The following is an 11,970-nucleotide window of genomic DNA, read 5'->3' as shown; positions in this document are numbered from 1 at the left end:
CTCGCTTATCAGATGAAGTGCTTACGCAAGCGTTGAGAGAGGAAATCCAGCAGGCTGACGGTGACGATGATAAGCACCATCAGGGCGCAGGTTTGCTGGAACTGGAAACCGCGAATCGCTTCCCACAGCGTGACGCCAATCCCGCCTGCGCCCACCATGCCGACCACGGTGGCGGAGCGAACGTTGGACTCGAAGCGGTACAGCGAATAGGAGATGAGCAGCGGCATCACCTGCGGCAGGACGCCGTAGAGGATCTCTTCGATTTTGTTGGCGCCGGTTGCGCGGATGCCTTCCACCGGGCCGGGCTCGATGGCTTCAACCGCTTCCGAGAGCAGCTTGGAGAGCACGCCGGTGGTGTGGATGAACAGCGCCATCACGCCCGCGAACGGCCCCAGACCGACGGCCACCACGAACAGCATCGCAAAGACCATTTCGTTGATGGCGCGACAGGCGTCCATCAGGCGGCGCATCGGCTGGTATACCCACCATGGCACGATATTCTCGGCGCTCATCAGGCCGAAGGGAATGGAGAGAATGACGGCGAGGGCGGTGCCCCAGACGGCGATTTGCAGGGTGATTGCCATTTCACCGAGGTAGTCCTGCCACTGGCTGAAGTCCGGCGGGAAGAAGTCGGCGGCGAAGGTCGCCATATTGCCGGAATCTTTGAAGAGCAGCAGCGGATCCATCTCTGCGCCTTTCCAGGAGATAACCAGCACTGCCAGCAGAATGGCCCAGCTTATGAGCGAGAACCAGCTGCGCTTCGGCGGCGGGAGGGTGATGGTTTGCATGTTTGACTCCGTGGTTCTTTGTGTGCCGGATGGCGCGACGCTTATCCGACCTACGATCCAAAATGAAGGCCCGGTAAGCGCAGCGCCACCGGGCGAAAAGCGTTACTGCACCGCTTTATTCACGCTGGTCATTGCGCCGAGCGCGGCGGTCAGGCGGTCGAGATCGTCCAGCTGCGCCTGAAGCTCAGAGACCTTGCTGGTTTTCTCTTCTTCCTTGAGCCCTTTGTTGTCCTTCACGCCCTGCATCTGTTTGAACAGCGCCAGCTGGCGAATCGGCACCAGCTGCAAATCGCTGGACGCGCGGAACGGTGCCCAGCCCAGGCGCGCCAGCACCGCTTTCTCTTCCGGCGTTTTGCCGTAGTTCATAAAGAAGTCGTAGACCTTGTCCTTGGTGCTTTCGGAGAGGTTTTTACGCCACACGATCGGGTCGCCCGGGATCAGCGGTGATTTCCAGATCACCTTCAGCGCTTTCAGCTTGTCCGGCGCGGAGGTCTTCAGCTTGTCGAGGTTTTCGGTATTGTTGGTGGCAACGTCTACCTGCTTGTTCGCTACGGCCAGGGCGTTGGTTTCGTGGCCGGCGTTCACCGTGCGCTTGAAGTCGCTGGCGGAGATGTTGTTTTTCGCGAAGACGTAGTAACCCGGCACAAGGAAGCCAGACGTGGAATTCGGATCGCCGTTACCCAAGGTCAGCTCTTTGCGTTTGGCGATCATGTCGTTGAGGGTGTTGATCGGGCTGTCTTTGTTCACGATCAGCACGCTCCAGTAGCCTGGGGAGCCATCTGCCGCAACGGTCTGGGCAAAGACCTGGCCGTTGGCGCGGTCCACAGCTTCCATGGCAGAGAGGTTGCCGTACCACGCGATGTCCACTTTGTTGAAGCGCATTCCCTGGATGATGCCCGCATAGTCCGGGGCGAAGAAGGCGTTCACTTTGATCCCCAGTTTGGTTTCCATATCCTTCAGGAACGGTTCCCACTGCGGCTTCAGGTTTTGCTGTGATTCCGTTGAAATGATGCCAAAGTTCAACGCTTTTTCCTGCTCTTCGGCGTAGGCCGGGCTTAACAGGGTGCTGATGCTGAACATGCTGATGAAGGCCAGCGCGGCAACGGCTTTGTAGTTCATTTCCATTCCTCGTTATCGGGGCGTTAAGCAGCCTGCGCGCGTTCTTCGACGCGGTTTACGCTGCGGTAGAGATGATCAAAACGTTCGTTATCAAACTGGTGGCTGGCGCCATCGAAGAACACGTGGCCCTGACGCAGGGCGACGATGCGCTCGCAGTAGCGCAGGGCGTAATCCACCTGATGCAGCGTCACCACCACGGTGATGCCGTCGTTCTGGTTGATGTCGCGCAGGGTTTCCATCACGATGCGGGCCGACTCCGGATCCAGCGAGGCGATGGGCTCATCGGCCAGAATGATTTTGGCTTTCTGCATCAGGGCGCGGGCAATGGCGACGCGCTGCTGCTGCCCGCCGGACAGCGTGGACACGCGCTGGTGGGCGAAATGCGCCATGCCGACGCGAGTCAGCGCCTGTAAGGCTTCTTGTTTCTGGGAAGGGGAGAACCAGCGCAGGCAGGTACGCCAGAACGGGGTGCTGCCGAGCGCGCCAATCAGCACGTTCTCGAGCACCGTCAGGCGGTTCACCAGGTTGAACTGCTGAAAGATGTAGCCCGTCTGGGCGCGGCTTTTGCGAATATCGCTCGCCAGACGGCCCGCATGCTGCACGGTGTTACCCAGCAGCTCGACGCGGCATTCCGGCGTTTTGTCGCAGGTGATAAGGCCGCTTAAGTGACGCAGAAGGGTAGATTTTCCTGAACCGGACGGCCCCAGCAGCGCTACCATTTCGCCCTGCTGGACGGTCAGATCAACGGCATGCAGCGCCTTGTTGTGATTGAAGGTTTTGCTCAGTTTCTCGACGCGGATGACAGTGTGCATGTGCTGGGCCTCACGATAAATGTGGCCTCATGCTGGCGCATCAATATGACATTTGGGTTAAGTCTCGGTTGCGGAAAGTTGAAGAGTTGAGGGGGATTTGATGACAATCACCGTAGGCCCGGTCAGCGCAGCGCCACCGGGCGCTGTTGCCGGATGCGCTGCGCTTATCTGGCCTACGATTTAACGACGTTAATCATCCACGGCACGCCGTATTTATCGGTCACAGTACCGAAACCGTGCGCCCAGAAGGTTTCCTGCCAGGCCATTTCGATATTCCCGCCGTCGGCAAGGTTGTCGAACCAGCGCTTGCCTTCCGACACATCCTGGGTGTCGAGCACCAGCGTGAAACCCGCGTATTGCGCGTTGCTGCCAGGCGGTATCCCGTCGCTCATCATAATATCGCTGCCCGCGATGCGAACGTTAGAGTGGGCGATGGCGGAATCCGGGAACTGCATGCCTGACGGACAGCCTTCTTCGCTGTTTTCGTCTTTAGGCATTTCGCCGAAGGTGATTTTGTAGAGGAGTTCTGCGCCGACGGCCTGCTGATAGAAGGCGGTGGCCTCCGCACAGTTGCCGGCGAAAGAGATGTAGGGACTTAACGGCATAATCTTTACCTCACGTAGGAAAAGCCCGTTAAGTGTAGTTCCCAAACGCCCGGTAAGCGAAGCGTCACCGGGCGGGTAAATCAGTTCTTTTTCACGAACTCAGATTTCAGTTTCATCGGACCGAAGCCGTCAATTTTGCAGTCAATATTATGATCGCCTTCAACCAGACGGATATTTTTGACTTTAGTGCCGATCTTCAGCATGGAGGAGCTGCCTTTTACCTTCAGATCTTTCACAACGGTAACGCTGTCGCCGTCCGCCAGCAGGTTGCCGTTCGCGTCTTTTACGATCGGCGTATCGCTGTCCTGCTCTGGCTCCGCATCGTTCCATTCATGAGCGCATTCCGGGCAAACGAACATGCCGTTGTCTTCATAGGTATATTCAGAATTGCATTTCGGGCAGTGGGGAAGTTGCATGTTGGTATCCTCAAAAGTGTTAACACGCTGGAAAATGCCAGCTAAATGACGGCAGTGTGCCGAAAAAGGCAGCGAGTATAACGCAAATCCCCACTTTTGTCGGTGATATTGTTTAAGGAAAATAGTGCGCCAGCGCGCCAGAGATGACGCGTACCGTCAGTGAATAAAAAGAAGCGTATGCCCTGAACGGCAGAGAGCGAAGGGATGTTAAATATATCGAATATTTTATTACAGCAAATTGCTACGCTGGGCCATTTCGGATAAGGTGAAGGAACAAGCCGTTATTTATCTCCCTCTCTGAGGCCATACATCTTTTGGCGTCAGGGAATACCTCTCTTTTTTGGTGGGTAAATAACGATGATATATCCTGATGTTTCCTGAAAATGCGTTTTGTCTATTCACTTTTGGCTTTCTGGCCAGAGGGACGTTTTACACGTATTACAAGTCAGGATTTAAATTCTCATTACCTTCAGTTAGTTGTATTAAATGAACATGTTTTCCATACGTGATCATATAAGCCTGAAAAGTATAATTAAAACAATGTGGCTTAATAAAAGTAATAAATTTGCGTTAAGGAAAGGCTTTTATCATGCACACACAGACCATATTTGAATTAAGCCAGGAAGCTGAACGTTTGTTACAGCTCGCGCTGAACAATCTTGATTCATTAAAATCAATGCCGATCGCAAAGCTGGATAGCACAGCCGCTGCCATGAGCGGCGTTAATAACAACGTTTTGCCATTACATTTTAGCGCCCGGGGCGTCGACGCGCAGCAGGCGATGCTGAATAACGAATTACGCAAAATAACCCGCCTCGAAATGGTGCTGGCGATTGTGGGTACCATGAAGGCGGGAAAATCGACCACCATTAATGCGATTGTGGGCACTGAAGTACTGCCGAACCGCAATCGTCCGATGACGGCACTTCCCACGCTGATCCGCCACACGCCGGGCCAGAAGGAGCCGGTGCTGCATTTTTTGCACGTTTCGCCTATTGATACCCTGATCTCCCAGCTACAGAAGAAGTTGTGCGATAACGACCGCGGCAAGCTGGCGCGGCGGCTGGAGATCGACAAGGACATGAATACGCTGCTGGAGCGCATCGAAAAAGGGGAGGCGTTTGAAAAACACCACCTCGGCGCGGAGCCCATCTTTCATTGTCTGAAAAGCCTGAACGATCTGGTGCGGCTTTCCCAGGCGCTGGGCGTGGAGTTTCCTTTTTCTGAGTATGCCGCGATTGAACATATACCGGTGATTGAGGTGGAGTTTATGCATCTCGCCGGTCTGGATGCGCACCTGGGGCAACTGACGCTGCTCGACACGCCGGGGCCGAACGAGGCCGGTCAGCCGCACCTGCAAAAAATGCTCAGCGAACAGCTGGCGCGCGCCTCCGCCGTGCTGGCGGTGATGGACTATACCCAGCTAAAATCCATTTCTGATGCAGAGGTTCGTCAGGCAATTTCGGCGGCGGGGAAATCCGTGCCGCTTTATGCCCTGGTCAATAAATTCGACCAGAAAGATCGTAACAGCGACGATGAAGAGCAGGTGCGGGCGATGATTTCCGGCACGTTGATGAAAGGAAATATCTCTCCAGGGAAAATTTATCCGGTCTCGTCCATGTGGGCCTATCTGGCGAACCGCGCCCGCTATGAGATGAACTTCCACGGGCGGCTGCCCGATCATCAGGATCAGCCCTGGGTGCAGGATTTTGCCGAGGCTGCGCTGGGTCGTCGCTGGCGAACGGCCGATCTGGACGATATTGACCATATTCGCCATGCGGCGGATCTGCTGTGGGAGGATTCGCTGTTCGAACAACCGATCCGTAAATTGATTTACGCGGCTTACGCCAACGCCTCGCTGTTCGCGCTGCGGTCGGCCTCGCATAAGCTGCTCAATTATGCGCAAAACGCCAGAGAATACCTGGATTTTCGCCATCAGGGACTGACGGTCGCCTTTGATGAACTGGAGCGGAATATTACACGCCTGGAAGAGGATATGGCGATGCTGCATCAGCGGCAGAGCGTGGTGGGCGATGAAGTCCAGCATGAAGTAGAAGAAGCGCTCAACGCAACGGACGCATTCCTGCTTCGTCAGAAAGGTGAGCTTCACCAGGCGCTGGCCGACATCTTTAGCCGCCCGTCTGTTCTTGATTTAGCGGGAGGCGACCCAGCCCGTTTGCGTGCAGACGACGCGGATGCGATCCAACAGCTGGTGCTTGACGATGAAGGGCAGGCGCAGATTGTGCTGAGTAAGATCCGATCGTCATGCGAGCGGATTATGCTGGATGCGCAGAGCAAAATTGGCCGGGAGCTGGCGTTACGCTTCGATCAGCTGGAATCCACGCTGGCCCGATCGCTGAATGAGGCGATGCGCCCCATCGAGACGCGAATTAAAGAACATCTCAGTCATGCCGGCTTTCGGGCGCGGATTAGCTTTCCGGCGTTTCAGGCAAACCAGCTTAATTTCAATACGCGCGGCCTGTTTAATAATGCCATTGTGCAGGACATCCCTCCCGCCACTCCGCCAACAGGGGCGGGCAGCGTGCGCGATACCGTCGCGCGCTGGCTCAATCATCCCGGCTGGGGCTGGGAAGAGTACGTGGTGACGCGCACCCGATATGTTATCGACATCGCTCAGCTCCGTGGCAAATTTACGCAGCATACCGATCAGTTTTGCGATCAAATCCGTAAAGCTTTGGCTGCGCAGGTCGATGTCTCTGTTACGGCGGGTATGGCAACGTTCTTTGCGGAGTTTTCGTTATGCCTGACCGGGTTACAGGAAAGCTTGCGTGATAGCCTTGCCGTGCGGCAGCAGAATGAGCACTCAACCCGAGCGCTTAGCCAGTTGTTGAAGCAAAGTATGACCACTGCGGCGTGGATTCAGGAAGATACCCGACTGTTACGCGATGATATTCAAACCCTTTTCGCGGCAGAGCAACCATGACAACACGGCTACTGGACGGTCCCGGGCGGACGCTGGAGTGTATTCATCCAAAATTTATGGTCGATTTGGTCCAGGGGGCGGATGCTGCACGTCACTCTCTTCTGGGGCCACAGCAGCTGCAATTTCGTGAGCGTTTGACGCAGGAGATTGTTACGCAGACCCGGCTGCGGCCGTGGGCAATGGCGGGAATGCTCAACGAAAATGCAGCACTGCGGCTGGGGCTGGCGGAGAAACTGGTCGGTATGCTCGACCCCGGACACCTGGCGCTGACCCGTATGGCAGACAGGCTGGTAGCCCTGCGCCAGCAGGTTAATCCACGCATCTCTCAGTCTCCCGGATTGTTGCAACAGTACGAGGCGCTTTCCGCCCATTTCAACCAGCGTGCCGCCTATAAAGAGAAAGCGCTCGCGCAGCGCGGCCTCATAGTTCAGGCGGGTGAGCACAGCGAACAAATTTTTACCCGCTGGCGAGCCGGGCAGTATGACGGCTGGTCGCTGGCTGGCCGCTGCTTTATCGCGCTGGAAGAGTTGCGCTGGGGCGCTTTTGGCGATGCCTGTCGTCTGGCGAATGGCGATGTGGCGGCCATGCTAAAAGATAACCTGCGCAGCATGGCCGCAAACTATCTGGCACAGGGGATTGATGCCTCTCCCACGACCCGGCATTTTTACCATCAGTGGCTGTCCACGCCCGCCTCTCCTGGCCTGCTGGAATATAAAGGTATGCTGGGCTGGCTGGGGGACTGGTGTCAGGCGGATAAACATCCGGTAAGCTGGTCAGTGACGCAGAGCTGGCAAACGGTGGCGCTGGGCATGCCGAGACTCTGTTCGGCAAAACGGCTGGTGGATGGCATGGTGGAAGAGATGTTTGGTGCGTGATTGCCCCCTCTTTTAAGGAGGGGGCGAACGGCTTAGTGGTGCATTTCTACCGCTTTAGGTTCTGCCTGGGTCTCAGGCACATGGCCAAAGCGTCTGGCGTACAGCGCCGTGATGATCGGGACCAGAATCGCCGTCACAATCACGCTGGCGGCAACCAGGGCCGTGGCGGACGCGGCAACCGGTTCAAAGGCCGGGTTAATCTGGGCGATAATCACCGGGTTGGCTACCGCAGCGCCTGCGGCTGAAGAAGCGGCCACGCCCGCGGTTCCGTTGCCGCCCCCGATGACGCGGTCTGCGATAATCAGCGGAATACCCGTGATGACGATGACGGCAACACCCAGCACAATCCCCAGCAGTCCGGTTTCCAGAATTACGTTCAGGTTGATGGTATTGCCCAACGCGAAGCCGAAGAACGGGATCAGTACCGGGGTGGCTTTGCTGAAGAAATCGCGCAGATCGTGATCGAGGTTGCCCAGCGCAAAGCCAATCAGGAACGGCAGGATCGCCCCAACAAAGTGGTGTGGTTCAAAAGAGGCAAGGCCGGCAGAACCCAGAATCAACATGGTCATCAGCGGACCCGATTCCAGGGACATCAGCACGAACGCACCCGATTCTTCTTTGGTACCATATTGATTCATCAGGCTGGCATAGAGTCCGCCGTTGGTCATATCCATTGCGGAGACAATGGCCAGAACGGATAATCCGGCGAAGAAGCCGGTCTGAATGCCATTCTCCGGAATGAACATCGCACAGATCATGGCAACGACCCAGGCGACCGCAATTTTGGTAATGACCAGCGTCCCTGATTTACGTAATACCGTACCTGTTGCACGCAAGTTAATAGACGCGCCGATACAAAAGAACCAGACTGCCAGAATCGGAACCGTTCCGGTAATCATACCTTTTGTAAAACCACCAAAATAAGCACCGGTGTTCGGGGCCAGCGTATTTAATATCGCACCAAGTACCAGCGGGACCAGCATCATCCCACCCGGGATGCGTTCTATTGTTGCTTTAATCTTCATCATTAACCCTCACATCTCGCCCGCGTGGCTGGCGGAAATCTCAAAAAATAGATCAACAAATTCAATAAATTGCCCTTTGCGGGGAACAATCGATTCGTGACTTATGCTGTAAAGCGACATTAAGGCTTTCTGTGTTCCTTCATGTGAAAGCCGTTGAGATATCGTGTTCGGATTTATCATGCGATCTTTGGAATTGCGATTCAATGAAAATAAAACACTGTTTTAGTTATCTTCGTCACATATTGAAAGTAAACAGGAATCCACACTGTTAATAATTAAATTTTGTGTAAATTCGGTGTGAAGAAATGTGATTGTTTTTCGTTTTAAGAGGAATAATAACGGACGTTAAGATGTGTTTGATAAGGGGGATGAGAATGACCTTATTTATAGTGAATTGACAAAACCTGAAGCCAACTTACGCGCAGGAAAAATATATGTGAAGTTGATCACATATATAAACGCTGGTAGGGTAAAAAGATCTTTAACTGCCCAGACAGGCGTCAACAGGTTCGGTTGTATCGACATAAAACGTCAATGTAAGTAAACCTGCTACGCTTGAATAAGGAGATTCGCATGGAGCGGATCTCGCGTTCACAGCCTGAAATGCGCTGTGAATTGGACGGGGCTGAGTCTACGAGGAAAGCTATGCTTAGAAGGAAAAAAGTAAAACCCATCACGCTGCGCGATGTCACCATTATTGATGACGCAAAACTGCGCAAAGCGATTACAGCGGCCTCGCTCGGTAATGCGATGGAGTGGTTCGATTTTGGTGTCTACGGCTTCGTTGCCTACGCGCTTGGTAAAGTGTTCTTCCCCGGTGCCGATCCCAGCTTGCAGATGATTGCCGCGCTGGGTACGTTCTCTGTTCCCTTCCTTATTCGTCCTCTCGGTGGCCTGTTCTTCGGCATGCTGGGTGATAAATATGGTCGCCAGAAGATCCTGGCTATTACCATTGTCATCATGTCGATAAGTACATTCTGTATCGGCCTTATTCCGTCCTATGCGACCATTGGTATATGGGCGCCGATCCTGCTGTTGATCTGTAAGATGGCGCAGGGCTTCTCGGTTGGCGGCGAATATACCGGCGCATCGATTTTTGTCGCCGAGTATTCCCCGGACCGTAAACGCGGCTTTATGGGCAGCTGGCTCGACTTTGGCTCGATTGCCGGGTTCGTCATGGGCGCAGGGGTTGTGGTTCTGATCTCGACCGTCGTCGGTGAACAGAACTTCCTCGACTGGGGCTGGCGTATTCCGTTCTTCCTGGCGCTGCCGCTGGGCATCATCGGTCTTTACCTGCGTCACGCTCTGGAAGAGACGCCTGCGTTCCAGCAGCACGTTGAAAAGCTGGAGCAGGGCGACCGCGAAGGGTTGCAGGACGGTCCGAAAGTGTCGTTCAAGGAGATTGCGACCAAACACTGGCGCAGCCTGCTGACCTGTATCGGTCTGGTGATTTCCACCAACGTGACCTACTACATGCTGCTGACCTATATGCCGAGCTACCTGTCGCATAACCTGCACTACTCGGAAGATCACGGCGTGCTGATTATTATCGCCATCATGGTGGGTATGCTGTTCGTGCAGCCGATTATGGGCCTGCTGAGTGACCGCTTTGGCCGTAAGCCATTCATCATTCTCGGTAGCGTCGCGCTGTTCGCGCTGGCTATTCCGGCCTTTATCCTGATTAACAGCAACGTGCTGGGGCTGATTTTCGCCGGCCTGCTGATGTTGGCGGTGATCCTCAACTGCTTCATCGGGGTAATGGCTTCTACGCTGCCGGCAATGTTCCCGACGCATATTCGCTACAGCGCGCTGGCGGCGGCCTTTAATATCTCCGTTCTGATTGCCGGCCTGACGCCGACGCTTGCCGCTTCACTGGTGGAGAGCACGCAGAACCTGATGATGCCTGCTTACTATCTGATGGTCATCGCGGTGATCGGCCTGATTACCGGTATTACCATGAAGGAGACGGCGAACCGTCCGCTGAAAGGGGCAACGCCTGCGGCGTCTGATATTCAGGAAGCGAAGGAGATCCTGCGCGAGCACTACGATAACGTAGAGCAGAAGATTGAAGATATTGACGCAGAGATTGAAGAGCTTCAGAAAAAACGTTCTCGCCTGGTTGACCAGCATCCGAGAATTAACGAGTAATAAAAAAACCCGCCGCTGGCGGGTTTTCTTTTATTAGCATCCTGCGGCGATGTAATCCCCGTTGGCGCTAATGGGGATCACCGTCAGGAACAGGACAGTCGCGAACAGGATCAGCACAATCCCTCCGGCAATTTTGACCATCGGCACCATCCAGTTCAGCGAAGAGCCGCCGCCAAACCAGGCGACTGTTCGTTCACGCGCGTAACGTACCGCCAGCGATAGCCCCATAATCGACAGTGCCGTGCCCAGCGACATTGTCATCACAGCAGCAATCCCCCAGCTAACGATGCCGAGCGCATTCGAGAACATCAGGATCATAATTGCCCCGCTGCACGGGCGTGCGCCAATGGCCAGCACCACGCCCAGACGGGTTTTCCAGTCGCTTTTTGCCAGATCCATCCCTACGCCGTGATGGCCGCAGCCACAGCGTTCATCATGCTGGTGAAGCGGCTTGATGGCGTTAATCGCCATTTTGCGCGGACGCAGACTGCTTAGCGCCTGATAGATGATAAACGCACCGAAGGCGGCAATCAGTACGGCGCTGATTTTCTCAACATACCAACGGCTGGTGCTGATATCCCCTGACGCGAGGTTCAATCCAACCGCCAGGATAAAGACAAAGAGGATCGCGCTGACGCCCTGCATCAGGCTACCGATAAACGGTACGACGCGCGCCGCGAGCTGGCTCTCTTTATTAGTAGTGAGATACGTGGCGACGATAAATTTGCCGTGCCCCGGTCCAACTGCATGGAGTACGCCATAAAGAAATGCACCGGTTAACAACCACAGCCCACCGCTGTACTGATGGTTATTAAGTTGCAGCAGATACATCACCAGATAACGGTGCAGGGCGATCTGGGTGGCGAGGCACCACTGTATAAAAGCATTCCAGTGAGTATGAAGAACAAAACCTGCCGTAAGCAACACCAGCACGGTGAGCCCGGCGGTTGGGATACGCCAGTCTCGATAAAGTCGCTGTGTCGTCATGATGTTGACCCGTGAGAGAAATATTTGCCGCTAGTATAGTGTTCAATTGGCTGGATCACACAAGGATCGTCAATGGATTGTGGATAACTCTGTGCGTAAAAGGGTATAAGGCGGGGTTTTGCTGGGGAATACAGCAGTCAGTCATTTTTTTGCAACTTTTCTGTTGCGGTCGCTCGGGAACTCCCTATAATGCGCCTCCATCGACACGGCGGATGTGAATCACTTCACAGGCAACCCGGTCGGTTGAAGAG

Annotated in this window: 10 protein-coding genes; 3 read left to right on the top strand and 7 right to left on the bottom strand. The window is 54.7% G+C overall.

Features of this window, described 5'->3' with window-relative positions:
- Positions 1 to 8: 8 nt before the first annotated feature.
- The 5 genes from phnE to IM267_RS03810 all read right to left on the bottom strand — a co-directional run bounded on the left by phnE (position 9) and on the right by IM267_RS03810 (position 3,740).
- A complete protein-coding gene (gene phnE / locus IM267_RS03830) occupies positions 9 to 788 on the bottom strand; it encodes a phosphonate ABC transporter, permease protein PhnE (RefSeq protein WP_032646912.1) in 780 nt (259 codons plus the stop codon).
- 102 nt (positions 789 to 890) lie between these two features.
- Positions 891 to 1,907, bottom strand: coding sequence for a phosphonate ABC transporter substrate-binding protein (gene phnD, locus IM267_RS03825; RefSeq protein WP_193032816.1), 1,017 nt, complete (start codon positions 1,905 to 1,907; stop codon positions 891 to 893).
- 23 nt (positions 1,908 to 1,930) lie between these two features.
- Positions 1,931 to 2,719 carry a phosphonate ABC transporter ATP-binding protein gene (phnC, locus tag IM267_RS03820; RefSeq protein WP_193032814.1) on the bottom strand — a complete coding sequence of 263 codons (789 nt, stop codon included), beginning with the start codon at positions 2,717 to 2,719 and terminating at the stop codon, positions 1,931 to 1,933.
- Positions 2,720 to 2,892: 173 nt separating this feature from the next.
- Positions 2,893 to 3,324 (bottom strand): VOC family metalloprotein YjdN, encoded by a 432-nt coding sequence (yjdN, locus tag IM267_RS03815; protein ID WP_107534489.1) that lies wholly within the window; start codon positions 3,322 to 3,324, stop codon positions 2,893 to 2,895.
- 80 nt (positions 3,325 to 3,404) lie between these two features.
- Positions 3,405 to 3,740 (bottom strand): zinc ribbon domain-containing protein YjdM, encoded by a 336-nt coding sequence (locus IM267_RS03810; RefSeq protein WP_063449823.1) that lies wholly within the window; start codon positions 3,738 to 3,740, stop codon positions 3,405 to 3,407.
- A gap of 589 nt (positions 3,741 to 4,329) precedes the next feature.
- On the opposite strand from IM267_RS03810, the gene crfC reads away from it, so the two are divergent.
- A complete protein-coding gene (crfC, locus tag IM267_RS03805) occupies positions 4,330 to 6,684 on the top strand; it encodes a clamp-binding protein CrfC (RefSeq protein WP_193032813.1) in 2,355 nt (784 codons plus the stop codon).
- Positions 6,681 to 7,559, top strand: a complete 879-nt coding sequence (locus tag IM267_RS03800) for a diguanylate cyclase regulator RdcB family protein (protein ID WP_193032811.1) — start codon at positions 6,681 to 6,683, stop codon at positions 7,557 to 7,559. Before crfC ends, IM267_RS03800 begins: the two co-directional genes overlap by 4 nt.
- Positions 7,560 to 7,591: 32 nt before the next feature.
- Here the strand turns inward: IM267_RS03800 and kdgT are convergent, their stop codons facing one another.
- Positions 7,592 to 8,584, bottom strand: coding sequence for a 2-keto-3-deoxygluconate transporter (gene kdgT / locus IM267_RS03795; protein ID WP_193032863.1), 993 nt, complete (start codon positions 8,582 to 8,584; stop codon positions 7,592 to 7,594).
- Between the two features lie 645 nt (positions 8,585 to 9,229).
- Here kdgT and proP point away from each other — a divergent pair.
- Positions 9,230 to 10,732 carry a glycine betaine/L-proline transporter ProP gene (gene proP, locus IM267_RS03790; protein WP_063449819.1) on the top strand — a complete coding sequence of 501 codons (1,503 nt, stop codon included), beginning with the start codon at positions 9,230 to 9,232 and terminating at the stop codon, positions 10,730 to 10,732.
- 33 nt (positions 10,733 to 10,765) lie between these two features.
- Here the strand turns inward: proP and IM267_RS03785 are convergent, their stop codons facing one another.
- Positions 10,766 to 11,719, bottom strand: coding sequence for a nickel/cobalt transporter (locus IM267_RS03785; protein ID WP_193032809.1), 954 nt, complete (start codon positions 11,717 to 11,719; stop codon positions 10,766 to 10,768).
- Positions 11,720 to 11,970 lie beyond the last annotated feature (251 nt).

Source organism: Enterobacter cloacae complex sp. P15RS, assembly GCF_014895905.1.
Lineage (GTDB): Bacteria > Pseudomonadota > Gammaproteobacteria > Enterobacterales > Enterobacteriaceae > Enterobacter > Enterobacter quasihormaechei.
The sequence above is the reverse complement of the archived record's forward strand: the minus strand, read 5'-3'. Positions and strand labels throughout refer to the sequence as shown.

Coding starts and splice junctions, on each gene's coding strand:
- phnE (WP_032646912.1), bottom strand. CDS start 788: ATGCAAACCATCACCCTCCCGCCGCCGAAGCGCAGCTGGTTCTCGCTC.
- phnD (WP_193032816.1), bottom strand. CDS start 1,907: ATGAACTACAAAGCCGTTGCCGCGCTGGCCTTCATCAGCATGTTCAGC.
- phnC (WP_193032814.1), bottom strand. CDS start 2,719: ATGCACACTGTCATCCGCGTCGAGAAACTGAGCAAAACCTTCAATCAC.
- yjdN (WP_107534489.1), bottom strand. CDS start 3,324: ATGCCGTTAAGTCCCTACATCTCTTTCGCCGGCAACTGTGCGGAGGCC.
- IM267_RS03810 (WP_063449823.1), bottom strand. CDS start 3,740: ATGCAACTTCCCCACTGCCCGAAATGCAATTCTGAATATACCTATGAA.
- crfC (WP_193032813.1), top strand. CDS start 4,330: ATGCACACACAGACCATATTTGAATTAAGCCAGGAAGCTGAACGTTTG.
- IM267_RS03800 (WP_193032811.1), top strand. CDS start 6,681: ATGACAACACGGCTACTGGACGGTCCCGGGCGGACGCTGGAGTGTATT.
- kdgT (WP_193032863.1), bottom strand. CDS start 8,584: ATGAAGATTAAAGCAACAATAGAACGCATCCCGGGTGGGATGATGCTG.
- proP (WP_063449819.1), top strand. CDS start 9,230: ATGCTTAGAAGGAAAAAAGTAAAACCCATCACGCTGCGCGATGTCACC.
- IM267_RS03785 (WP_193032809.1), bottom strand. CDS start 11,719: ATGACGACACAGCGACTTTATCGAGACTGGCGTATCCCAACCGCCGGG.